The 24,047-nt window shown below is 37.9% G+C and carries 29 protein-coding genes; 12 read left to right on the forward strand and 17 right to left on the reverse strand.

Features of this window, described 5'->3' with window-relative positions; translation table 11 throughout:
* Positions 1-88 precede the first annotated feature (88 nt).
* From CVPH_RS00590 to msrB, 3 genes are all read right to left on the reverse strand, one after another.
* A complete protein-coding gene (locus CVPH_RS00590; protein ID WP_225879731.1) occupies positions 89-850 on the reverse strand; it encodes a Mur ligase family protein in 762 nt (253 codons plus the stop codon).
* 125 nt (positions 851-975) lie between these two features.
* A complete protein-coding gene (locus tag CVPH_RS09860) occupies positions 976-1,149 on the reverse strand; it encodes a Mur ligase domain-containing protein (protein ID WP_225879732.1) in 174 nt (57 codons plus the stop codon).
* A complete protein-coding gene (gene msrB, locus CVPH_RS00595; protein WP_201341625.1) occupies positions 1,149-1,514 on the reverse strand; it encodes a peptide-methionine (R)-S-oxide reductase MsrB in 366 nt (121 codons plus the stop codon). Before msrB ends, CVPH_RS09860 begins: the two co-directional genes overlap by 1 nt.
* Before the next feature lie 42 nt (positions 1,515-1,556).
* Here msrB and CVPH_RS00600 point away from each other — a divergent pair, with 42 nt between their 5' ends.
* A complete protein-coding gene (locus tag CVPH_RS00600; RefSeq protein WP_201341626.1) occupies positions 1,557-2,645 on the forward strand; it encodes a tRNA nucleotidyltransferase/poly(A) polymerase-related protein in 1,089 nt (362 codons plus the stop codon).
* A 796-nt stretch (positions 2,646-3,441) separates the two neighbouring features.
* Here CVPH_RS00600 and CVPH_RS00605 read toward each other — a convergent pair.
* The 6 genes from CVPH_RS00605 to yihA form a co-directional block, all read right to left on the reverse strand.
* Positions 3,442-3,714, reverse strand: a complete 273-nt coding sequence (locus CVPH_RS00605; RefSeq protein WP_201341627.1) for a hypothetical protein — start codon at positions 3,712-3,714, stop codon at positions 3,442-3,444.
* Positions 3,715-3,716: 2 nt separating this feature from the next.
* Positions 3,717-3,935 (reverse strand): hypothetical protein, encoded by a 219-nt coding sequence (locus CVPH_RS00610; RefSeq protein WP_225879733.1) that lies wholly within the window; start codon positions 3,933-3,935, stop codon positions 3,717-3,719.
* Between the two features lie 444 nt (positions 3,936-4,379).
* Positions 4,380-4,625 (reverse strand): thioesterase family protein, encoded by a 246-nt coding sequence (locus CVPH_RS10920; protein ID WP_342590441.1) that lies wholly within the window; start codon positions 4,623-4,625, stop codon positions 4,380-4,382.
* A gap of 12 nt (positions 4,626-4,637) precedes the next feature.
* Positions 4,638-4,811 (reverse strand): hypothetical protein, encoded by a 174-nt coding sequence (locus CVPH_RS10925; RefSeq protein WP_342590442.1) that lies wholly within the window; start codon positions 4,809-4,811, stop codon positions 4,638-4,640.
* 501 nt (positions 4,812-5,312) lie between these two features.
* Positions 5,313-7,787, reverse strand: coding sequence for a PD-(D/E)XK nuclease family protein (locus CVPH_RS00620; protein ID WP_201341629.1), 2,475 nt, complete (start codon positions 7,785-7,787; stop codon positions 5,313-5,315).
* Positions 7,777-8,376 carry a ribosome biogenesis GTP-binding protein YihA/YsxC gene (yihA, locus tag CVPH_RS00625; RefSeq protein ID WP_201341630.1) on the reverse strand — a complete coding sequence of 200 codons (600 nt, stop codon included), beginning with the start codon at positions 8,374-8,376 and terminating at the stop codon, positions 7,777-7,779. Before yihA ends, CVPH_RS00620 begins: the two co-directional genes overlap by 11 nt.
* Before the next feature lie 75 nt (positions 8,377-8,451).
* Here yihA and CVPH_RS00630 point away from each other — a divergent pair, with 75 nt between their 5' ends.
* The 8 genes from CVPH_RS00630 (at position 8,452) to lon (ending at position 16,747) form a co-directional block, all read left to right on the forward strand.
* Complete coding sequence (locus tag CVPH_RS00630; RefSeq protein WP_201341631.1) at positions 8,452-8,742, forward strand: c-type cytochrome; 291 nt, start codon at positions 8,452-8,454, stop codon at positions 8,740-8,742.
* A gap of 60 nt (positions 8,743-8,802) precedes the next feature.
* Positions 8,803-9,096 (forward strand): c-type cytochrome, encoded by a 294-nt coding sequence (locus tag CVPH_RS00635; protein WP_201341632.1) that lies wholly within the window; start codon positions 8,803-8,805, stop codon positions 9,094-9,096.
* Positions 9,097-9,182: 86 nt separating this feature from the next.
* Positions 9,183-9,824: a c-type cytochrome gene (locus CVPH_RS00640; protein WP_201341633.1), complete on the forward strand. Its 642-nt coding sequence runs from the start codon at positions 9,183-9,185 to the stop codon at positions 9,822-9,824.
* Positions 9,825-9,943: 119 nt separating this feature from the next.
* Positions 9,944-11,233 (forward strand): trigger factor, encoded by a 1,290-nt coding sequence (tig, locus tag CVPH_RS00645; protein ID WP_201341634.1) that lies wholly within the window; start codon positions 9,944-9,946, stop codon positions 11,231-11,233.
* Positions 11,234-11,237: 4 nt separating this feature from the next.
* The gene (clpP, locus tag CVPH_RS00650) at positions 11,238-11,834 is read left to right on the forward strand and encodes an ATP-dependent Clp endopeptidase proteolytic subunit ClpP (RefSeq protein ID WP_201341635.1); all 597 of its coding nucleotides are present in this window, start codon (positions 11,238-11,240) and stop codon (positions 11,832-11,834) included.
* A 4-nt stretch (positions 11,835-11,838) separates the two neighbouring features.
* A complete protein-coding gene (clpX, locus tag CVPH_RS00655; protein ID WP_201341636.1) occupies positions 11,839-13,104 on the forward strand; it encodes an ATP-dependent Clp protease ATP-binding subunit ClpX in 1,266 nt (421 codons plus the stop codon).
* 14 nt (positions 13,105-13,118) lie between these two features.
* A complete protein-coding gene (gene hflX, locus CVPH_RS00660; protein WP_201341637.1) occupies positions 13,119-14,447 on the forward strand; it encodes a ribosome rescue GTPase HflX in 1,329 nt (442 codons plus the stop codon).
* Positions 14,411-16,747 carry an endopeptidase La gene (gene lon, locus CVPH_RS00665; protein ID WP_201341638.1) on the forward strand — a complete coding sequence of 779 codons (2,337 nt, stop codon included), beginning with the start codon at positions 14,411-14,413 and terminating at the stop codon, positions 16,745-16,747. The genes hflX and lon overlap by 37 nt, the downstream gene beginning before the upstream one ends.
* 116 nt (positions 16,748-16,863) lie before the next feature.
* On the opposite strand, the gene CVPH_RS00670 is transcribed toward lon, so the two are convergent.
* Positions 16,864-17,169 (reverse strand): DsrE family protein, encoded by a 306-nt coding sequence (locus tag CVPH_RS00670; RefSeq protein WP_225879734.1) that lies wholly within the window; start codon positions 17,167-17,169, stop codon positions 16,864-16,866.
* A 1,002-nt stretch (positions 17,170-18,171) separates the two neighbouring features.
* Here CVPH_RS00670 and CVPH_RS00675 point away from each other — a divergent pair.
* Both CVPH_RS00675 and CVPH_RS00680 read left to right on the forward strand, forming a co-directional pair.
* On the forward strand, positions 18,172-18,393 hold the full coding sequence (locus CVPH_RS00675; protein WP_201340797.1) for a hypothetical protein: 222 nt from the start codon (positions 18,172-18,174) through the stop codon (positions 18,391-18,393).
* Between the two features lie 107 nt (positions 18,394-18,500).
* Positions 18,501-18,638, forward strand: a complete 138-nt coding sequence (locus CVPH_RS00680; RefSeq protein ID WP_201340796.1) for a hypothetical protein — start codon at positions 18,501-18,503, stop codon at positions 18,636-18,638.
* A gap of 360 nt (positions 18,639-18,998) precedes the next feature.
* Here CVPH_RS00680 and CVPH_RS09865 read toward each other — a convergent pair whose 3' ends face one another.
* The 4 genes from CVPH_RS09865 to CVPH_RS00690 form a co-directional block, all read right to left on the reverse strand.
* The gene (locus CVPH_RS09865; protein ID WP_225879735.1) at positions 18,999-19,196 is read right to left on the reverse strand and encodes a hypothetical protein; all 198 of its coding nucleotides are present in this window, start codon (positions 19,194-19,196) and stop codon (positions 18,999-19,001) included.
* 245 nt (positions 19,197-19,441) lie between these two features.
* Positions 19,442-19,627, reverse strand: coding sequence for a hypothetical protein (locus CVPH_RS09875; RefSeq protein WP_225879736.1), 186 nt, complete (start codon positions 19,625-19,627; stop codon positions 19,442-19,444).
* 51 nt (positions 19,628-19,678) lie between these two features.
* On the reverse strand, positions 19,679-20,206 hold the full coding sequence (locus CVPH_RS09880) for a transcription antitermination factor NusB (protein ID WP_225879737.1): 528 nt from the start codon (positions 20,204-20,206) through the stop codon (positions 19,679-19,681).
* Positions 20,196-20,915 (reverse strand): DsbC family protein, encoded by a 720-nt coding sequence (locus CVPH_RS00690; protein ID WP_201341639.1) that lies wholly within the window; start codon positions 20,913-20,915, stop codon positions 20,196-20,198. Before CVPH_RS00690 ends, CVPH_RS09880 begins: the two co-directional genes overlap by 11 nt.
* Positions 20,916-20,998: 83 nt before the next feature.
* On the opposite strand from CVPH_RS00690, the gene CVPH_RS00695 reads away from it, so the two are divergent.
* Positions 20,999-22,429, forward strand: coding sequence for a leucyl aminopeptidase (locus CVPH_RS00695; protein ID WP_201341640.1), 1,431 nt, complete (start codon positions 20,999-21,001; stop codon positions 22,427-22,429).
* A 42-nt stretch (positions 22,430-22,471) separates the two neighbouring features.
* Here CVPH_RS00695 and relB read toward each other — a convergent pair whose 3' ends face one another.
* From relB to CVPH_RS00710, 3 genes are all read right to left on the reverse strand, one after another.
* Positions 22,472-22,759 carry a type II toxin-antitoxin system RelB family anti-toxin transcriptional regulator gene (relB, locus tag CVPH_RS00700; protein ID WP_201341641.1) on the reverse strand — a complete coding sequence of 96 codons (288 nt, stop codon included), beginning with the start codon at positions 22,757-22,759 and terminating at the stop codon, positions 22,472-22,474.
* Between the two features lie 14 nt (positions 22,760-22,773).
* On the reverse strand, positions 22,774-22,977 hold the full coding sequence (locus CVPH_RS09885) for a type II toxin-antitoxin system RelE/ParE family toxin (RefSeq protein WP_225879738.1): 204 nt from the start codon (positions 22,975-22,977) through the stop codon (positions 22,774-22,776).
* Positions 22,978-23,098: 121 nt separating this feature from the next.
* Positions 23,099-24,043: an MBL fold metallo-hydrolase gene (locus tag CVPH_RS00710; protein WP_201341642.1), complete on the reverse strand. Its 945-nt coding sequence runs from the start codon at positions 24,041-24,043 to the stop codon at positions 23,099-23,101.
* Positions 24,044-24,047 lie beyond the last annotated feature (4 nt).

The following is a 24,047-nucleotide window of genomic DNA, read 5'->3' on the forward strand; positions in this document are numbered from 1 at the left end:
CACAATGCTTGGCCGCAGTATTAAGATTTGATTGGCATTTTTAAGCCCATCCACTAAAGTTTGCTGATGCACACCAGACTGCATGGTATTAGACCTTAGCTCCAAAATAAGCAATAATAGGCTCATCAGTCACTTTTACACGTAAACCCTCAATCGTTGTTTTAATGGCACTAGGATGATGGGCAAAGTCATCATACAAAGTAATGGATTCGGTTTGGTGCTTGACCTCCAAGCAACGCTTCACCCCTTTAAAATTACTTAATGCCTCGTAAGCTACATCAACTGGCATGCCAACGTGGTGTGCACTATAAATAGCGTACAATCCATTTTCCATATTATGCTCGCCCAATAAATGCCATGATTCCTGGGGACTGCCTTCAACGTTAAATTTTGCGCCTGTTTTTGTACTTGTTAGCATTTGAGTTGCCAAGGCTTGTTCCTCAGACCAGATACCTTGTTTTAGCACCGCCTTAATATTTGCATTATTTTGTGGATAAATAACCAAGCCATTACTAGGTATGGTGCGAATCAAATAGTGGAATTGTTTTTGAATGTCTTTGAGTGAGTCAAAAATATCTGCGTGGTCAAATTCTAAATTATTAATCACTAATATTTTTGGGTGATAATGAACAAACTTAGAGTGTTTGTCAAAAAAAGCTGTATCGTACTCATCAGCCTCAATCACAAAAAAGTTAGCATCAGTTAAACGAGATGACACGCCAAAATTTTGTGCAACACCGCCAATTAAAAAACTAGGGTTGTAACCAGCAAATTCAAGTATCCAAGCCAACATACTAGCCGTGGTAGTTTTTCCATGAGTGTCTGACACGCCCCAGCATCCATTTATCATGCAATACGTTTTTACTTAGCCACTGCGGCGCCTGAGGTATACGAATATTTCTGGGTGAGGATTTCCTCCACGCACGCATTGCCACGAGACAGGGCATTGCCAATAATAAATAAAGCAGCCCTGGGTTAATCTTTAATTTTGTAGTTTTGCGTATAATTAATATTTTGCTCGTCAAGCTGGGTGCTCATTGGCGGATATACACCTTGATCCATTCCAGTAACTTGATGTCCCATTTGTTTGGCAATCAAAGTAAGTGAGCCCATAAACGTACCAGCAATACCAAGAATATGAATGTACATTATGAGGGTTTAAAATCAAGTGAAGCAGAGTTAATGCAATAGCGGCTGCCACTTGAGGTAAGACCATCAGGGAAAACATGCCCAAGGTGAGCATTACAATTAGCACATCTTGTTTCAACTCGGCTCATGCCGTGTGAATTATCAGTGATTAATTTAATATTATCAGCGTTTGAAACATCAGAAAAACTAGGCCAGCCCGTGCCTGAATCAAACTTAGCATTAGATGAAAATAAAACCTGATTGCAACACACACAAAGATAATCCCCTTGGTCATGATGGTTGCAATATTTGCCAATAAACGGTGTTTCAGTACCTGCTTGTTGCGTGATTCTAAACTGTTCTGGGGTTAGTTTATTTAAATCCATTCGTGTATTATATGAGAATTAATAAAAATTTTCCCATTGAGTATGAAAGTTTATTTAGCTGGTGGTGCAGTACGTGACTGCTTGTTGGGTATTGCAGATGACAACACTGAAAAAGATTGGGTTGTGGTTGGTTCATCCAGTGCTGAAATGTTGGATTTAGGTTATCGGCAAGTTGGTAAAGATTTTCCTGTTTTTCTACATCCTGGCACGCAAGAAGAATATGCACTTGCTCGATTAGAGCGAAAAATTGGCAAAGGTTACAAGGGCTTTGAATTTGATACCTCAAAAATAGTAACACTTGAACAGGACTTATCTCGCCGTGACTTAACCATTAATGCAATGGCACAAAAAGCAGGCGAGCTATTTGACCCATTTAACGGCCAAGAAGATTTAAACAATGGCATTTTACGCCATGTATCTGATGCCTTTAGCGAAGACCCAGTGCGGGTATTGCGCGTGGCTCGATTTGCAGCACGCTTTAAAAAGTTTGGCTTTAAAGTAGCACACCAAACCCACCAATTAATGAGCCAAATGGTTATCTCAGGTGAGGTTGATACCCTCACCCCTGAACGTGTGTTTAAAGAACTCAACAAAGCTTTATCGTACGAAACGCCATCAGCATTTTTTAAAGTATTAACCGTTTGTGGCGGCTATCAAAAAGTTTTCCCCAGTCTTGATAATCAAGCACACCAAAATCATAGTAATTCATTTGAGTTTTTAGATAATCTTAATACTAATAAGGCGCATATTAAATTCTCCATTTGGCTTAAAGATGAGAACAGACATAATATTAAAGTCTTATGCAACACCATTAAATGCCCTAAACAATATCAGCAACTATCCGAACTTACCAGTCAGTTTTACCAATTTTCACAGGATTTCACCAATCAATCAAGCAATGAAATATTTGATTTTTTTACCAAAACTGATGCCCTTAGGCGCAAAGATAGATTTGAAGATTTACTCACTACATTTCAACTATTAGCGATTGATATTGCACCCATCAAACATCTAAGAGATTCACTTAAAGATATTGATATATCTAAACTAGATAAGTCAGATATTGGTAAAGCCATTCAAATAGAGAGAAAATTAATCATTGACTTGTTCCTTAAAACAGCAAAGAAGTAGCATCAAAAAAAACTAAATTAGTAATCAGAAATTTAAGAAAAATTGATCAACGCTATAGGCAAAAAATAGAACAAGCAATTATTGATTTACCAAAGGGCGATGTTAAAAAAATACAAAATCAAAATAATGGTTATAGATTAAGGGTTGGCAGATATCGAGTGTTATTTAGTATAGTACAGTATGCACATCATTATTCACACCATTAAACCCAGAGGCGATGCTTATAAATAAGGGGACATTATGCAAACATTGACACTAGATAATAACAGCACTGAATACGCCATCATCCCTATGGATGAATATAAATTAATGACACGCCAACTTGAGCAATACAAGATTTAGCTGATGTGGTACAAATCAAACAAGCCATTAAAAATGGGTGAAGAGGAACTTATACTAAATGACGTGGCTATGCAACTAGCCAATACGGACAAACTCATTAAAGTGTGGTGAGGATATCGTAAGATTAATTTGACTCAACTTAGCGACAAAACTCATATTAACACCAACGCTACTACGCATTGAAAATAATTTAAAAGAGCCAAGTGTGGAGCAATTGCAGGCGCACTTAATCTTGATATAAGCGATCTGGTTTAATCGTTGATATTTACAAAATTAGATTAATTGCTCAGTTGTGTTGCATAAAAGGCAATACCTCCTTTATTCAATTTTATTAAGTAATTAATACTTGTATCTCCGCATTCCCTACATTTAGCCAAACGATTTAATCTTTTCTTTACAAAGGCTATTCGGTTAGGGTTTGCAAGTAAGCAAGTTACTCTTTCACCTAAATAGTTTAATTCTTCTTCTGTGATTTTATAATGCCTAGAATAGCGTGCTTTAACATAGGCTTGTTTGAGTAGTTGAAAGCAGCGGCGTTTAAGCCTATACTGTCTTGTGGAAAAATATCAATTAATGACTCATCTTGATGAACGGCCATTGAGCCAAGTTGTTGTAAGTTATGGGTATAAGGTTTGTATTGGGTCAGTACTAAAGGAAAGACAAGAATAATAGTGTTCAGTTGCTTGGTAAAGTATAAAGACTGCTTTTTTGTAATACTGTTTATCATTTTTATAAAACACAACTCCTTGGTTTTATAATATCAGTAAAGAAGTATTGCTCTTCTTTAAGTGCGCTATTTACCTCATCTGAAGTATGCACAATTAAATTGCACTCTAGCTTAAAAGCGGTGGCAAAAAAAATTCTAACCTTATCCTCAATCGTATCCCACAAATCATACTTTGTGCCTAAGTCAAATTGATTAACAATCACTAAAAATATCATAATCACTAATATAACCAGTATGTGGCTTATTTACCCGTTGCCGTGTGAGCCGTAAAGAATAACCTTAACTAACTTACCTATTTTTCTCTTGCCTGAAGTGTGCTTCACAACCCCATCAAACTCCTCACGAATCACTTGGACAATTTACCTTACTTGGGTTGCTTGTTGCTGGGTAAATGGCTTAAAGAGTCTTTCATTTGGTTTGCTTGAAAATGCTCGTTGATAGGTGTTGGTATGGATTATACAGACACAACGATAAGCACAAGGCAAGAGGATAAACTTTGGATTTTTTATTCTTTATTTGAGTACTGAGGCATAAGGCTTTGCTGAGTGTTTTTAATTAATATTTGCGTCCTTCATTTTGTGCCATTTTTTACTGGGCTTTATTTAATTCACACTGATCTTTTTATATTTATATACGCCTTAACAAAGGTTTTTGTTTGGGTAAAGTTAATTGGCCTTGTTATGCGTTGCCTTGTTTGCAATTGAAGCATCAAATTTTGCTTTATTTATTACGAACCGCTCATGCTGCCCTTTGGAGATTAAATCTATTTCATCATGCGCTTCTACAGAAAATAATAATTTTCTTCCATCAACTTTGATTAATTCAACTGTAGCTGTAACTTCAAGACCTGTCGGGGTTGCAGCATCGTGGCTGACATTAATATGAATGCCAACAGTCTGCCCTTTGGCCAATCAAGGCGAGGATTAATTGCTTTTATACATACCCACTCTAACAAATTCAACCAAGAATCCAGTCGCAAACACCTCAGGCATCACAACAAATTCTTCTGACTCTGGGTAGAGGGCTGGAACTGTCTTTGAATTTGGTACAACAAACTTATGTTCGTATCTAATGCCTGGTTTCAATGTGTCTTTCAATTATTTCTCCTATTGCACATAACGGACCTGCCTCCTTGTTCCAATTAGATATTTCTATCAATTTAGTTTCAAGATTATTTTTTGCCTGCAGCAACTCTTGATTTTTAGACTGGAGCGTAAACAGCGTTCCTTGGAGTGATAAGATGGAATTATTTAATTCAGCAGCCTTTGCTTTTACCTCAGAGTCTACTTTACCTGAGACAATAAGATTGGTTAACTCACAGTGCTGTGATCGTACTTAATGCTGCTGTTACATCCATTTTCTTCCTCTCATCTAACCATTATTAGAAGATATGTTTCCTTATATTGCGATATCAAAATAAAGCTATGTAAAAAATGATGTTTCCAGCTGTTTTTAAAAATAAAGGGCTTAGATAACTTTTTACTTAATATGTGATATTAAGAATATAAAACATATTTGCACAACTCAATTTAGACTTCACGTATTGTAACAGATGGATCTTGTTATTTGGTGAGCGCATGATTTAAGAGATTGAGTGATTATTTTTCAACACGACAAATCAAATCAAACTCACAATAATCACAGGCATTTTTGTTAGGTAAGACAGCAGCAATACCGTTTTGAAAATCAAGACTGGCGGTGTTTAGAGTGTGTTGCCAGATTTTAAGTTGCTCGTCCCAGTCTTGGTATTTGCCTTTATATTTGGATTGTTTGGGTAAAGAGTCTGGGTCTTTTGAGAGTCCTTTGAAGTTGATTTTGTTTGAGGCTAGTTCAATAAAAGCAGCACCTTGAACGTTGTTGGTGAGGGCGTAAATGGGGAGTTGTGGCTCACTGATGGTACTGCCACACCAGCTGGTGATTGAGGTGGTGCCTGTTTTGTAATCAAAGATTATTTTGTCGCCATTACTCATTTGGTCGAGTCTATCTAGTCGAGTTTTAAATTCTAAATTGGCAATATTGGCGGTGATGTTTTGTTCGGTTGCCAGTATGCAAAAATCTTCTCTTTGTTTGTCGGCTTCAATGAAGGCGTGAATAAGGCGAGAGAGCCTGAGTTTCTCTATTTTTTTAAAACCTGAGTTTGGATAGCGTTTAAGGGCGGCGTTTATTTTGTTAAGAATAAGGCCATCAAGTTCTTTAGTATTAAGGGCTAGAAGTTGTTCTTTTGAGGTAATTTCTTGATAAATATATTGCAAGGCGTTGTGGATAATACTACCTTGTTCTAATCGGTTTATACCGATGTGTGGCACATCAAAACTTGGGGTATTGAGCCGGTGTGCAAAGCCTTTAAAAGCGCAAGCCATTTGGTCTTTTAAAATGCGAACACCTGATTTGATTTGGGGTTTTTCTAAATGGGTTGTGTGAGTGTCAACAATAGACTCTAGTGCAATGGGCGATATTTTTTGAATATGGCTTGTGTTAATGGCTGGGTCAAACTCTACCAGTGGTGAGGGTAATTGCTCGCTTTCAAGGTGTGTTAGTGCATAGGAAAAAACGACTTTGTCGGCAAGTGAGCTTAAACTTTCCAATGTGTTTTTAGCGTCAGTTGCAATCAGTTCGTAATCTGTACGTGGGATTTGGTGTGTTATGCTGATGTCATGTGCAATAAAACGAGTTGAGTTGAGTCGCGCGGGTAGGAATTGGTTAGTCATACCCAATACCCAAGCCTCGTTAAAATATAAGCCTTGTGCTTCTAAAGCGCCCAGAATTTGGATGTTGGTTTTGCTTGCTTGTGCTTGGAAAATAACTTGCGTGGTTAAACTGTTTAACTGTTTGATGGCAGATTGAGTGCTAACTTTGTCAAAATAAAGTGAGAGCCGATTAAGCCCTAAACTGGTTTGTAAGTATTTTTTAAATAGTTGATATTCGGTACTGCTTAGGTTCCTATCAGTAGCAAAACCCCAAGTTTCAAGTGTGCTATTAAAGTTTAAAAGATGGGATTCAAGTGTGTTATTGGTTGGTTTTTCACGCTTAATATTATTGATAATGGCTTCTAATATCGGGCATTTTGACAAAGCCTTGTCAATTTTATCCAAGCTAAATTCATCAACAGATAAAAACAAAACCCGGTTCATTAACAAACTTCTGGCTGATCTTTCTTGTTGGTAGCCAGAGACATAAACGCAAGTGGCAATTTGGTTGAATAATGCGCTTTGTATTTTGTTGCGTTGTAGTTGCGTGGATAGTGTCAAAATTGATAATAAATCTTGAATAAGAGGGTATTGATTTAAGCGCAGCCCTAAGGATATATTGTAGGATTTTTGCCCAATTTCAGTAAGCAAATCATCAAACACTTGATCAAAAATAGAACTCAACTGATGTTGTATATCATTAAGTTGTGGGCTAACGATGACGACTGATTTATCAGGATTATTATCAAAGTGTGCTTTTGCCCATTGAGCGGCTTTGAGGATTTCGCTTGTGGCGGTATCAAAAGTGAGGGCTGATATATGGTGAGTGTTGTTAGCGTTAATTTGTTGATATCCAATTGTATCGAACAAAAGTTGTTGTTGCGGGGTTAGAGTTTTAAAGCCATATATATGAGGTTTGGTGATTGATATATTGGCTTTAATAATTAAACTTGGCAGATCGTGTAAATCAATCAAACCTAAGGTTGATTTGGTGTTTTTATAGGCATTAATCCAAGTACTGAACAATTCAGATGAGCGTATTTTTGAGCAAGTTAACTCGTTCAAATCAATTAAATGATTGGCACAATAATCATTATTTTTAACCACTTCATCCAATAGGCGTTGGTCTGTGCTTTGCCTTAGTTTTTGCATGGATTGCTTGATAAGGTGTCTTGATTCAATTTGGTCAATAAAGCGTAAGTTTGAATTAGGGCTAATCTGGTACCAAATGTGGCGCAAATATTGCTCCCAAGATAAGGCCTTTGGCAGTTGGATATTGCTGTGTTGAATGGAGAAGGTTTTTTTAAAAGCCAGTACTTGCCGATTATTAGCTAAAACGATGGTGTCTTTAGCGTTAAACTTGGTTAACTCGGCATTAATCAACATAGCCAAAAAAGGTGTCTAATCGAGTCCACAATATTTCTAAGCCCTGTTTTTTTAGGCTGGAGAATAACTGCACGTCAACATAAGGATATTTTTTAATTTGATTACGGACTTTAAGGTAGGTATTGTTGGAGGCACCTTTTTTGAGTTTGTCAGATTTGGTGAGTATGATTTGTGTGGGTAAATTAATACTATGGCACCAGTCAAGCATCATTTGGTCAAAAGGTTTGAGTGGATGGCGAACATCCATAACCAGTACTGTGCCGCGAAGGCAATCGCGCTTGTTAAAGTATTCATTCATATCTTCGTGCCATTTAGCTTTGACACGTTCTGGCACTTTGGCATAGCCATAGCCAGGAAAATCAACCAGACGACGGTCTTTGTCAAGTTCAAAGAAAACCAAATGTTGAGTTCTACCAGGCGTGCGCGATACTTTGGCAAGTTTGTTTTGTAGTGTGAGTGTATTAATGGCACTTGACTTGCCCGCATTTGACCGACCAGCAAAAATAACCTCATATCCCTCGTCTGGTGGACAGCCTTTTAAAGAGGGGCAAGAAAGCAGAAATTTGGCTTGGTGGTAGTGTTTGCGCATTGTTAAAAACGGTGTATAATCGAAAACTCGTGGTCATTTATTGACCATTAATTTTAATGATAAGGAGAGAGAGTAATGAAGAGAATTTTATTAGTGGCAACTGTCGCTACATTTACAATGGGTTTTGCTCAAGCAGATGGCGCAGCAGATTATGCTGGCGGTGGTTGTGCTAGTTGTCATGGTGCCATAGGTGTATCAGCCATTCCAACTTATCCTAACCTTGCTGGACAAAATGCGGCTTATACGGTTAAGCAATTAAAAGATTTTCAAACAGGTGCACGTAAAGATCCAACCATGAATGCAATGGCGGCAATAATTGCTGGCAAAGAACAATCAATTGCTGATTTCTTGGCAGCTCAAAAATAATCCTTGTTTTTGAGCTGAAAAATCCCTAATAAATTAGGGATTTTTTTTAACAACATAATAATGAGAAAAATACTACACTACACATTAGCCATGATGGCGCTAAGTACTACTTTAGGCGTACAAGCCTCTGGTAAATCTGTGTATGATTCATTGGGTTGCTCGTCTTGTCATGGTATTGATGGCAAACCCGCCACACCTGCCTATCCCGCTTTAGCTGGTAAAGACGTGACGTGGTTTGTTAAGCAGTTAAAAGATTTCCAATCTAGCGTGCGCAAAGACCCAACTATGAATGCAATGGCGCCCATGGTTGTTGGTTATGAACAAGCAATTGCTGATTATTTATCCAAGCAATAAAAAAACTACCCTTCATTCCACTATTTTAATAGACCAGGGTTAATGTATAATGTTGGCTTATTTTTTTTCAAAAAAACGTATATATTATGAATAAATTAGCCTCAATTTTTATTATTGCAATCGCTTTTACTTCAATTAATGTTTTTGCATCTGGCAATGTTGCCAAAGGCAAGGTTACTGCGGCAACTTGTGTTGCTTGTCATGGTATTCAGGGTAATTCAGTAGTGGTTACATTCCCTAAATTAGCCGGGCAGGGCGAAGGTTATTTACTAAAACAGTTGCAAGATTTTAAATCAAACGCTCGTCAAGATGCTATTATGAAAGGCACTGTTGCATCATTAACTGAGAGCAATATGGCGAATTTAGCCGCTTATTTTTCCAAGCAAACCATCACTCAAGGTGTTGCCAGTAAAAGTGCCAATATTGCTTTGGGCGAGCAGCTTTATAGAGGTGGCAATAAGGACAAAGGCGTAACGGCTTGTATTGCCTGTCACGGCCCTACAGGGGCTGGTATTCCTTCTGCTAAGTTTCCAGCTTTAGCCTCTCAGCATGCGACTTATATAACCAAACAACTCATCGATTTTCGCCAAGATGCGCATAATACACAAGTGGGCGCTAGTGCGGCTGAGCGTAATAATGACTATGAAGGCATGATGAGAAACATCACCAAACATTTAAGCAATAAAGAGATTGAGGCGGTTTCTCAATATATTGCCGGGTTGCATTAAATTAAAAGATGGGTCAAGGCTGAACAGCCTTAATATAAGAGGCAGCTATACTGCCTTTTTTATTACCCGTGTTTTAGGTATAATTGGTTTTTTCAAGTATAAAAACGGATTTGAACACAATGAAGACTTCACTAGAAACATTAAAAGGTCTAGCCAGATCATTAACAGTAGACCTGCCTATTAAAACTTTTAACCAAAAAACGGATAAAATTTTACAAAAAATGGCATCGCAAGTGAATATTGACGGCTTTAGAAAAGGCAAAGTTCCCGTTTCTGTTGTGCGTAAGCGCTTTGGCGGTAATGCCAGTTCAGATGCTATTAATGAGATTGTGAATGAAACCTTAACTGATGCATTGACACAAGTCAAAGCAACTCCTGTTGCACAACCAGTTATTAGCAAAGTTGACTCAGAAGATGAGAGGAATCTTTCTTATACGGTGGAGTTTGAAGTATTTCCTGAGATTGAAGTGGCTGATTTTTCAAAGCTTACTATTGGGCAAACTAAAGTAGAGATTACTAAAGCTGACGAGCAAAAAACACTGGATGGATTAAAAGAGCAATTGACTGAATATAAAGCCGTTAAACGCAATTCTAAAACGGGCGATAGATTATCGATTGACTTTAAAGGCTTGATTGATGGAGAAACCTTTGAAGGTGGCGAAGCTAAAGACTTCAAAATAGTACTTGGCAAAGGCTCAATGATTAAAGGCTTTGAAGAAGGTTTAATGGACGCAACTCCTAACAGCGCACTGGCATTGGATTTGACATTTCCTAAAGATTATCATATGGACAAATTAGCAGGTAAAGCCGTTACTTTTGAGATCAATATTAATGAAGTGGCCTCACCCAAAAAGCTAAAATTAGACGCAGCATTTGCCGAAAAATTCGGCGAAAAGGATATAGATGCTTTAAAAGTTAGTATGAAAGCGCAAATGAAGATTGAAATTGATGGCCGTATTGGCCATTTAAATAAAAATGCTATTTTTGACGTACTTTCTGAAGCCAATCAATTTGATGTACCACAGTCTAGCATCGATAATGAGGCGCAAAACTTACTTAAAGAGATGAAAGAGCGTATGCAACAGCAAGGCTTGCCAGCACAAGACGAGATGCCTGCTTCTGCCTTTAATGATGAAGCACAACGTCGTGTTAAATTAGGTTTATTGGTTAATCAAATTTCTAGTGATAACAAATTAAGTGCCAGCATGGAACAAATTGATGCAAAACTACAAGAAATGTCTCAGGCGTATGGTGAAGATGCTCAGAAAATGATTGATTTTTACAACCAAGATCCTGCAAGAAAATCAAGTATTGAGTTATTAGTGGTCGAAAAAATGGTTCAAGATTTAATCTTGGATAAAGCCAAAGTGGCTTTCAAGCAGAAAAAATTTCAAGAAATTACACAGTAGCTAAATGGACATTAAAAATTTAAACCAAATCCCAATGGTGGTGGAACAATCTGCCCGAGGTGAAAGAGCTTATGATATTTATTCGCGTCTTTTAAAAGAACGTATTATTTTTTTGGTGGGCCCCGTTGAAGATTACATGGCAAATGTGGTTGTGGCGCAATTACTTTTTTCAGAATCTGAAAATCCTAATAAAGACATTCACTTATATATTAACTCTCCTGGTGGGTCGGTTTCTGCTGGTTTGGCGATTTATGACACCATGCAATTTATCAAGCCTGATGTGTCTACCTTGTGTATTGGTCAGGCAGCAAGTATGGGTGCTTTGTTATTAACAGCAGGGGCTAAAGGCAAACGTTTTGCACTGCCTAATGTTCGGTGTATGATTCATCAGCCTTTGGGCGGGTTTTCTGGTCAGGCGAGTGATATTGATATCCACGCACAAGAAATTTTAAAAGTGAGGGAAAAACTCAATCAAATTTTAAAGCTTCATACGGGTCAAACGATTAAAACCATCCAAAAGGACACCGATAGAGATAATTTTATGTCAGCAGATGAGGCCGCTAAATACGGCTTAATTGACAAAGTATTGGCAAAACGTTAAATTTATGAAAGATGATAATCAAGAATTGGTTTGTTCATTTTGTGGCAAGGGTAAATCTGAGGTTGAACGTTTAATTAAAGGCCCTGGTGTTTATATTTGTAATGAATGCATTGAATCGTGCCATGGTTTAATTGAAGAGCAGGCGTCACAAGAGGGGGTTAATGAGTTTAAGGATTGGGATTACACACCCAAACAATTAAACAACTTTTTAAATGATTATGTGATTGGGCAAGACCATACCAAGAAAGTACTGTCTGTTGCAGTTTACAATCATTACAAACGCCTTCAAAGTGACTATGTATCTAATAAAGTAGAACTAGATAAATCCAATATTTTAATGATTGGTCCTACAGGCTCAGGCAAAACATTATTAGCACAAACATTAGCACGTATCTTAGATGTTCCTTTCACAGTGGCTGATGCAACGACATTAACTGAAGCGGGTTATGTGGGTGATGACGTTGAAAATGTGATTAAAAATTTATTATCAAAATGTGATTTTGACCCAAAACGTGCTCAACGCGGTATTATTTTTATTGATGAAATTGATAAAATTTCTCGTCGTTCTGACTCACCTTCTATTACTCGTGACGTCTCAGGCGAGGGTGTACAGCAAGCCATGCTTAAGTTGATTGAAGGCACTGTGGCAAGTGTGCCACCTCAAGGTGGGCGCAAGCATCCTAATCAAGAAACCATTGATGTGGACACTTCAAAGATTTTATTTATTTGTGGTGGTGCTTTTGATGGTTTGGATAAAATTATTAACAGACGTGTTGAAAAAGTAACAGGCATTGGTTTTGCTGCGAACGTAAAAGACCAAAAAGAAGAAAAAACATTGAGCGATTTATTTGCACTGATTCAACCAGAAGATTTAATTAAATTTGGCTTAATCCCAGAGCTTGTTGGTCGTTTGCCAGTACAAACAGCACTAAGTGAATTAGACGAAACTGCCTTGGTGCAAATTTTAACGCAGCCTAAAAATTCAGTGACTAAGCAGTTTCAAGAAATATTTTCCATGGAAGGTGTTAAACTTATTTTTAGAAAGCCATCCTTACTTGCCATTGCAAAATTGGCCGTTAAACGTAAAACAGGCGCTAGAGGCTTGCGTTCTATTTTAGAAGATTTGTTATTAGATACAATGTTTGAATTGCCATCTCTTAAAGATGTCACAGAAGTGATTATTGACAAAGCAGTGGTGGAGAAGAAAAAAGCACCACTGATTGTTTATCAATCTCAAAAACGCCCCAACAAGTCTAAAAAAGTTGGCTAACACGAAGGCTTTAATTGGCATTATTTGAACAACAAAAAGACGTCGCCGTTGGCAAAGGCGAAAGAACACTTTTAGTGTATGTTGAATTACCAAGTAATAGACAATTGCACAATGCCCAAGCTGAATTTAAAGAACTGGCTGAGTCATCAGGTTTGGATATCGTTAAAACCATTAAAGTAAGTCGCAACTCAGCCTTAGCTCGGTTTTTTATTGGCACAGGCAAGGTTAAAGAAATTACAATAATGGTAGAGGATTTGTCATTGGATTTGGTGATTTTTTCTCCTGAATTATCACCCTCGCAAGAGCGCAATTTAGAAAAATCTCTAAAGTGTCAAGTGATGGATAGAACGGGATTAATCTTAGATATCTTTGCTTTACGTGCCAGTTCTTTTGAAGGTAAGTTGCAAGTAGAGTTGGCGCAACTTAGGCACTTATCAACACGCTTAGTTCGTGGCTGGACACATCTTGAGCGTCAAAAAGGCGGCATTGGGCTACGTGGTCCTGGTGAAACTCAGTTAGAAACCGATAAACGACTAATCGCTGTGCGCATTAAAAATATTACCAAGCGATTGGACAAAGTACACAAACAGCGTGATTTAGGCAGAAAATCACGTACTAAAAATGAATTGCCTATGATTGCTTTAGCGGGCTATACCAATGCAGGCAAATCAACTTTGTTTAATGCTCTAACCAATGCACAAGTCTTTGCCAATAATCAACTTTTTGCAACCCTTGATTCAACCATTAGACGTGTGATATTGCCTGCGTCTGGAGAGGCGGTGATTGCTGATACCGTAGGTTTTATTCAAGATTTGCCTCATGGCCTTGTTGATGCGTTTAAGTCCACATTAGAGGAAACTAAGCGCGCTAATGTTTTATTGCACATTGTTGACGCGGCTGATGAATATAATATTGAGAAAATTGCTCAAGTTGAAGATATTATTTTTGAGATTGGTGCAAGCAACATCCCAAGTATATTGATGATGAACAAAATTGATTGTTTGGATAATTTTGTGCCACGTATGGATCGTGATGAACATGGACATATTTATCGAGTTTGGCTTTCAGCGCAAACAGGACAAGGCATCGATTTTCTTCATCAAGCTTTAGCCGAGCAGCTTAGTGGTATGATGACTCACGCAAAAATTCGCTTGGATGTTAATAGTGCCTATATTCGTAGTAACATTCATGATATTGGGCATATCCATCATGAAAAAGTGGATGATTTTGGGGCTTGGGTACTTGAAATCTTTGTTACTAAGCACTATCTATCTAAATTACTAAACTTCAAAGGCGTTACATTGCTATGGGAACAGAGCTCACCAACGAACAAATTGATTTAAGTAAAGGTAATATTCCACTATTGCCTTTAAGAGATGTGGTGGTTTTTCCACATACCGTTATGCCATTATTTGTTGGCAGAAAGACTTCTGTTAATGCAATAACGCAAGCAATGGGTACCAATAAATACATTTTTTTGGTGACTCAAAAAGATGATAGGGTAGAAGAGCCTTTGGGTGATGATTTGCATCAAGTGGGCACGTTAGCGACTATTTTGCAAATGTTAAAATTACCCGATGGTACCATCAAGGTTTTGGTGGAAGGAGTCAGGCGCGCTAAAGTTGAACAAATTGTACAAGTTGATGGTTTTTCTGAGGTGAGTTTAAGTGAATTTAGCTTAAAGTCAAATAACGATACTGAAATAAAAGCCATGATGCGCTTGGCGCTAGACGGCTTTGAGAACTATATTAAGTTAAATAAAAGAGTGCCAGAAGAGGTACTCAAAGTGTTGCAAGAAGTGAGCGATGTTGAGCGTTTTAGTGATGTAATTATTGCCAATCTAAACCTTAAGGTGTCTGAGAAACAAGCCTTGTTAGGGGATGACAATGCTCAAGATAGGCTTAATAAAATCTTATCAGTCATTCAAGGTGAGATTGATGTACTGGGCACTGAGAAGAAAATTCAATCACGCGTGCGTAAGCAAATGGAGTCTAATCAGCGTGATTATTATTTGAATGAACAAATGAAGTCCATTCAAAAAGAGCTGGGCCAAGCTGAAGATGAAAATGAAATTGAGGAATTACAAGCCAGTATTAATAAGGCTAAGATGTCAAAAGAGGCCAAGGAAAAAGCACAAAGTGAGTTAAAGAAACTTTCACGCATGTCGTCACACTCATCTGATGCCTCTATTATTCGTACTTATATTGAAAACTTGTGCGATACGCCATGGAAAAAGAAAACCGTTATTAACAAGGATCTTAATAAGGCGCAAAAAATTCTTGATGATGATCACTATGGCTTGGATAAAGTTAAAGAACGCATCTTAGAACATTTAGCAGTACAAACACGTGTGACTCATAATAAGGCTAATATTTTGTGCTTGGTAGGCCCTCCAGGCGTGGGTAAAACCTCTCTAGGTGAATCTATTGCTAGAGCAGTTAATCGTAAATATGTTCGCATGGCGCTTGGCGGTGTTCGAGATGAGGCAGAAATTCGTGGCCATAGGCGTACTTATATTGGCGCTATGCCAGGTTCAATCATACAAAAAATGCAAAAAGTAAAGGTTAAGAATCCGCTTTTTTTGTTAGATGAAATTGAAAAAATGGCAAGTGACTATCGTGGCGACCCTTCTTCGGCGATGTTAGAGGTATTAGACCCAGAGCAAAATCACACCTTTAATGACCATTATTTAGAAGTCGATTATGACTTATCACAAGTGATGTTTGTGGCAACTGCCAACTCACTTGATTTGCCACAGCCGCTTTTAGACAGAATGGAAATTATTGAACTGTCTGGCTATACCGAAGATGAAAAAGTTGAGATTGCCAAGCGCCATTTAATTAAAAAAGCAATGGATGGCAATGGCATTAAGGATAGTGAAATTAAGTTTCAAGATGGTGCTATTTTAGATATTATTCGTTATTACACGCGTGAAGCAGGTGTGCGTGGTTTGAGTAGGACGATTAGCACCATTTGTCGAAAGGTGGTTAAAGAAGTGGTGTTAAAAAAACGCAAAACCAAAGCCAATATTGACGTTAAAAGCTTGGAAAAATATTTAGGCGTGAGGAGGTTTCGTTTTGGACTGGCTGAACAAAATAATCAAGTAGGCGAAGTAACAGGGCTTGCTTGGACTTCGGTGGGTGGGGACTTATTAACCATTGAGGCGACGGCTTATAAAGGCAAAGGCAAACTCAACTACACAGGCCAATTAGGCGATGTCATGCAAGAATCAATCCAAGCAGCAAAATCTGTGGTTAGAAGCAGGGCCAAGAAATTTGGTATTGATGAGAATTTTGACGAGAAACTGGATATCCATATCCATGTGCCTGATGGCGCAACACCAAAAGATGGACCTAGTGCAGGTGCAGCGATGACTACGGCACTGGTATCAGTGCTCACAGGTAGAAAAGTTAAAGCCGATGTTGCTATGACAGGCGAGATTACCCTTCGAGGTGAAGTCACCCCAATTGGGGGACTGAAGGAGAAAATGTTAGCCGCACTACGTGGTGGCATTAAAACGGTGATTATCCCTGATAATAATGAGCGTGAATTGTCCGAAGTACCTGAGAAAATCAAAGGTAACCTTAAGGTTATTCAAGTGAAGTGGATTGATGAAGTGTTGGATATTGCTTTAGAAAAATAATACTTAATCTATAAAAAAAGCACTCATTGAGTGCTTTTTTTATAGATTAAGTGCGAATGTAGGAATAGCCTTGTTGTTGCAATTCCCCAATACGAACCACGCCAGAGGGCACAATGTTAACCCCATCTGGTTAGGGTTGGAAATTTGCCTTTTTTGCGCTTAATGGCTTTCATAGTGTTGTGACAAGCACTAAAGGTAATGTTATTCATTGCCATGGATTCAACACGATCAGTGTTTTTATTGCTTTGGGTTAATAGGCTTAAACCAGGGCCATAAGCCACAATCTCAACATTGTCAATACCGTAGTGTTTTTGTAAATTGGCGGCGTTATTTAAAACAATTTTTTGTGTTCTAGCATCATCTGTGCTAATGTGAATCACATATTTCTGATTTGCTGCTTGAGCGTTTAGCGTTAATAGCATAAGTGTTACAATGCTGAGTAATATTTTTTTTATTTTTCCCTCACTATGGTTAAAAAATATCTTTTGGTAAAGAGTAAGTATTATTCTTACTTGAATTTACATTATAAGTAAAATACGCTTTAGTTGTGTCAGAAAGGATGTTATATTTTTATTAAGGACACTCCTTGCTGAACCCGACATAAATTAGTATAGCCCACCACTAGTTTTAAAAAAATACTTTCAAACAAAGAAGTACCCAATGTCACAAAATCTAGCAACAAGCACATTCAAAAATACTCCACCCCCAGTTCTTTAGTTTCTAAACCGCTTTTAAGTACCCCTCCCCCGAGTTCTCTCTAAGTTCTAAAACCTTCAAACCCAGTGCACTTACACTGACTATATTCACCTTCTTACTTGCTGTTGAAGCGTAAGCCGTTAATACCTTTGATAAATCTGCTTACTTAGACTTAAACACCGAATACACCCACAATCTTAACAATCCAGCCATTGTTAAAAAAGACAACCAAGCCACCACCTTGCTCAAAGAAGTGACAGGCGCTGTCCGTGTAACGCCATAGGTTCTACAGACTCAGACAATGTTAACCAATTAGGCGACAAAATTACCACAGGATTAAGCAATCAATTAAAAAAATAAAGCCATTAGTAAAACCGAAGGTTTAATTAATGACAAAGCCAACCAGTTTTTTAATCAGTTTGGCTCTGGCCGTACTGAAATCAGTATTCATGGAGTTAACTCAAAAGAGTTAGATTACAGCATCAAAACGATTCAACCACCATCTGAGTTAAACGCAACAGCAAAGAACTCACTTTCTTCCAAGATCAAATCACCTCTCTGGTGACAACCAAGGAACGCACTATTTTTGGGATGCTAAAATCGGTAACAACATCAAAGGCAACATTCTCGGTATAGAGGTTGAACTCACGCCTTTAATCAGTTTTGAATTTGGACAAGAAGACACCACCACCACAAGCAGTAAAAGCTATGGCAAATTAAGTTTTAAGTTGTCATTTGATGACAAACAGCAACTCTCCAATTTTACCATTGCTGACACACCTTTTAAAGCCAGTAGTAAGATGAACTTAGGCGAATTTACTTGGGTAGAACATAGCAACAAAATTCGTACTGAAAAGGTAGATAGTAGTGGCAATGTTGTTGAAGGCATGGTCGCAAGGTGGTATTACCTACAGTATTGTCACCATTGGCAGCCAAACCTGGACTGTTGAAAACATGAGACACGCAGTCACTACTGGCAACGCTTGGAGTTATGACGATGATGTTAATAACGATGCCAATAGCTATGGCAAATTGTACGATTGGGCAGGTGCTATGAATGGTTCAACTACACCGGGAAGGAGTGCAAGGCATTTGTGTCACTGGTTGGCATATTCCTTCGGATGGCGATTGGACGACTTTAGAAGGTGCAGTGGGTAACCAACCCAGGCACGAAACTTCAGTCAGGAGGTGGTAGTGGATTTGAGGTGCGCTTAGCGGACGACCGAGACAAACTGGTGGCGGCTCTTTCAATCGAGACTCGGGTGCGTACTTGTGGAGCTCTACTGAGGTTGGGGCTAATGCTTAGTACCGTTATCTGTTTAGTAGCTTTGCCCAAGTGCTTCGTAATTTGGATAGTAAGGGTTTCGGCTTTAGTGTTCGGTGCCTAAAGGATTAAAGGTATAACTAATGACGCTTAAATAGCAGAAACTAAGTGAGTTTATTCATGTGCTGTGAGCTACTTGCTTGGTCTTATACAATGATGAAAAAGTAAAGATATAAACTAGGTTGATAATGTCTGCGAAGCAGAGTGATTTTTTTGTAAATTGAATTCGTTTTACGTTAGTTTTATGGTTTTGGCGTAATAAAAGCCATCAAAATTATTAGTGGGCAGTTGTTGCCTGCCTATTGTGGCATCAATACCCCAATCTAGTTTTATTTTTACCTCTTTGGCATCATGATGAGTGTCTAAAAAATGGCTGATTTGTTGTTCATTTTCAGCCTTTAAGATTGAGCAGGTGGCATAGGTTTTCAAGAATATTTTTTTGTAGAGCAACTAAAGCGGTGATGTCTTTAGGTTTGCGCAGAAGTTTAATATCAGGATAACGCCTGTGGCTGAGCAAGGTGCGTCAAGTAAAATTTTGTCAAACAGTTACCATCCCACCAATCTTGGTTCTGTGCACTGCCCAGTTTTGTTTGGATGTTTGTTATTTTAAGACGTTGTGCATTTTGGCTGACTTTTGTGAGTCGCTTATCATTATTATCAAGCGCAATAACTTTTCATTGTGGTGCCAACCCGCATAGGTGTGTGGCTTTACCGCCTGGTACACTGCAAGTCTCTAAGATTAAGTCAGTATTTTTTAGGTTTAATAGTGGTGCAGATAATTGGGCTGATGCATCTTGGACGTAACAAGCCCTTTGTTCAAACTTTGTTAGGTTGAATACTGCAGTGGCTTTATCCAGCACTAAAGCTTGTGGTGTTGTGGTGAGTTTTTGAGACGAGATGTCTTCTTGTAGTTATTGTTGATAATGGTCTAAATTAAGCGAGACGTGCACGCGAATGGTCATAGGTGCTTGGGTGTTGTTTTGTTTAAAAATTGTTTCAAAGTCATTTGGGTAATCGCGCTTAACTTTTTTAACTAACCAGCTTGGGTGTGAGTAATGCACTTGTTGTTGAAGTATTTTTTTGTCTCGGTCAACTTGCCTGAATGTGGCGTTCATTAAAGCTTTTGTTCTGAGTGTATTAACAACATTAACAGTTTTAAAAATACTGGTATGTGTAGCATTCTTTGAATAAAGTAGTTGGTAAGCACCCAAGAGCATTAGGCAGTGAATATCAAGGTCTTCTTTTTTGAGTGAATGTTTTAATTGTTTGGAGACAATATCGTTCAGTTGATGATAAAAGCGAATCGTACCAAAAACTAAAGATTTAATTAAGGCTATATCACTATCTTCTGAGTAGTTAAAAGCACTGAGCGATTTTTTGTTGATAATGACAGAATAAATCGCCTCCAGTGCAACAGTTCTAGTGGTGTTATTTGCCAATCGTTGCTTTAATTTTTTGTAATAAGATGGCAGGTGGTACATAACCAGGTAAGTGCGTACCATCACTCAAGAAGATAGCAGGCGTGCCATTCACACCAAGTTGCTTAGAAATTGCCAATTGGTCAGCCACTGGGTTATTACAAGCTTTTGAGTTGGGCATAATATTATTTTTCTTATAATCATCCATCGCTTTAGCTGGATCATCAGCACACCAAATTTTTTCCATTTTTCCTTGTGCTGTTGGATGCAAGGATGTAAGTGGCGAAGCGAGGTATTTAACGGTAATACCCAAATCATTCATCTGCCCTATACCATAATGAAGTTTTTTACAAAATAGACAATCAACATCAGTAAATACATGAATGATGTATTTTTCATTTTTTGCTGGGTAAATGATTTTATCAGTATCATTAATTGTGTTAATTAAGCTTTGTTTAATCAATTTAACCTTGCCACTCATTGGCATTAATTGTCTAGTGGTTAGATCAACAACATCGTTTTGGATTAAATAACGGCCATCTTCAGATACTAAAAGAGAAGCAATAGGGTCATGGACAATGATTTCAAAAATACCGCCAAACGGCGTTTTGACAATATCTTGTTTGTCAATTGCGCCAAAAAATGGATACAGACTATTGATGATTGTGTCTTTGTTTGCAAAAGCACTGTTAGCAAATAAGATAATTGTGATAAGTAGCAATTTAAACATAATGAATAATTGGTTAAATAAATCAATTAATTTTACCTTTTTGGGTAAAATACGAACATTATATTTTTTGATGAGGCAATGAGATGGAATTTTCACTAATTAATGAAACAATTCAGCATTTTGAGGGTGATGGCGTGGTTGTATTTTCTAATGCTGATACGGTTTTTGATGATGAAAATGTTCAAAAATTAATTGAACTTAATCATTTTGAGTCTAAATCTGGAAAGGTGCTGTTGTTAAGTTTGGCTGCTGGTTTTAAATCTAAACAGGTGATTGTTGCTGGGCTTGGTGATACACCTGTAGATGCCAAGGACTATGTTAAAGCGTTGAACGCTGTGAGTGTTGTACTTGCTGAGATTAAGGCTAAAAATTTAATGATTCAGAATATTGAAATTAAAGGTTTTGATGAATCGTGGGTGCATAAAACAACTGCTAAGGTAATGCGTAATGCAACTTATGAAGTTCAAAAAATAGGTGATGATAGTAAGCTAAATAGTAGCATTGAGCACATTGCTGTTCAATCTAGTATAGACAATACACAGGCCTTAATGCAAGGTCAGGCAATTGCTGATGGTATGTCTTTAACACGCCATTTAGGGGATTTACCACCCAATGTCTGTACACCTAGCTATTTGGCAGATACGGCCATGTCCTTAGCTGAAGAGTTTAACCTTGAATGTGAAGTCTTAGAAGAGGCGGATATGGATAAACTTGGCATGGGGTCGTTATTATCAGTTTCTAAGGGCTCGATTGAGCTGCCAAAACTCATTAGTTTAAGTTATCAAGGTAATGGCAATGAAAAGCCGATTGTACTAGTGGGTAAAGGCGTTACTTTTGATAGTGGCGGTATCTCACTTAAACCTGGTGCAAGCATGGATGAGATGAAATATGACATGTGTGGCGCAGCTTGCGTATTAGGTACAATGCGCGCTATTGCACAAATTAAGCCAAACATTAATTTAGTTGTTGTGGTGCCAGCAGTTGAGAATATGCCAGCACACAATGCCTCCAAACCTGGCGATGTGGTTAAGTCTATGTCAGGGCAAACGATTGAAATTTTGAACACAGATGCAGAAGGGCGCTTGATTTTGTGCGATGCACTGACTTACGTTAAGAAGTTTGATCCAAAAGTGGTGATTGACGTTGCTACGCTTACAGGTGCGGTGATTATTGCATTAGGTAAGCATAATTCTGGGCTTATGAGTAATGACCAAGATTTGGCTGTTGATATTATCAACGCTTCTAAAACTGCGCTTGATGGCGTGTGGCAACTACCCATTGAAGATGAGTATGATGAATTGCTGAAATCAAATTTTGCCGATATGGCAAATATTGGCGGGCGTGAAGCAGGCTCTATTACTGCCGGGTGTTTTTTATCCAGATTTACCCAAGATTATTGCTGGGCACATTTAGACATTGCAGGTACGGCGTGGCTAAGTGGTGATAAAAAAGGTGCAACAGGTCGTCCAGTATCGCTATTAACGCAATTTATTTTGGATAAAGCCAGTGTTTAGTACTTAAATTTTTACAAATGGTTGCTTATTGCAAGTGCTTTTTTAGTGTGTTTGTGTAAATATTTCTGGTTTTTGTTCAGTAATTCTGAGTAAGGATTTTGCAGACCCTGTTGGGTTTCTTTTTCCTTGCTCCCAATCTTGTATGGTGCGAACGCTAATGCCGATTAAATTAGCAAAGTTAAATTGAGATAGGTTTAGCTTTTTTCGAATAATATGCACAGGTGGCACCTTCTTAAACTCTCTAGTTTTAAGCGTCTTTTTTTCTTTGTTGAAATCTTTAATTTCTTTAATACCTTGCAAAATTTCTAAACCTAGATCACGATTTTTCATTGTCTACCCCCTGTTTAATTTTTTTGAGCACGTCGGGCACTAATACTCGCTTGTCTATTTTTAGCATACATTGTCAAAAGCCAAATTTGATAGTGAGTATCTTTAAAATAATAAATAACTCGAACACCGCCACTTTTACCTTTGTTACTCAATCCCCAGCGCAATTTTCGCACACCACCACTGCCAACGATTATTTTTCCATCTTTGGGATTTGGCATTAAATGTTTTTTAGTAGTTGATACTCATCAACATTTAGATATTCTCTCAATAGTTTGCTAAATATTGTTGTTTCTATAAAAATCATTGGTTATATTATACGACAAAATTATTTTTTCTAATTTAGTTTTGATGCTCAAGCCAAACATTGAGACCTTGGGCGCAAATTCCTAAATCACCCTTAAAGAGTTTGATTTGTTGTTGTTCATCAAGCGTTACACCTTGTTTACTAGCAAGTGCTAATAGATAATTAAGAAGGGCTTCTTTAATAGCTTTAACTCGATTAGGTTGTGTTTTTAAGGTGTTGGCAATATTAACAAATCCATTAATATGTTCAATGAGCATATTGGCTGAATCTTGGCTAAAATCAATACGGTTAAAGTGCGTTAAATAAGCGTATTTTGGCTTAAGACCCATGATCTGATTGATGGTTTTTTTCCACACTTCTGGGTCAAATTGTATGGGAGTAGTGGGTGGGAAAATGAGTTTACTTTGGCTGGTGTCAAGTTCTCGATAACTCACACCAAGTGTATCACCAGAAAAAATGCCACGTGATTTTTCATCCCAAATACAGACGTGGTGGCGTGCATGTCCTGGTGTGTCGATAAATCTTAATATTCGCTTGCCTAGAGTTATTTCATCACTATCTTTGGCAAAGATGATGCGTTGTTTTGATATGGGGATTAAATTGCCTAAAAATTGCTTAAAAAACAATTCGCCATAAACCTGCACAACACCTGCGCGTAATTTTGACGGGTCAATTAAATGCTTATAGCCATATTCGTGCACATAAACCATGGCATTAGGTAAATGCTTGATAAGTTCACCTGCACCACCTGCATGGTCTAGGTGAATGTGGGTTAATAGAATATAGTCGACACTTTTACGGCTAATATTTTTTTCATCTAGTGTGGCTAAAAGGCTTGGCACTGAAAGATAGCAGCCTGTATCAATAAAAGCAGCCCGTCCATTGTCTTCGATTAAATAGCTAGCAACAAAGTCTTTGCGTATGTGTTGCGTGTCAATGCAAGTGACATTAAAATCTAATTCGTGATAAACGGGTTTCATTTTT

It is taken from the genome of Abyssogena phaseoliformis symbiont OG214 (assembly GCF_016592595.1).
Classification (GTDB): Bacteria; Pseudomonadota; Gammaproteobacteria; order PS1; family Pseudothioglobaceae; genus Ruthia.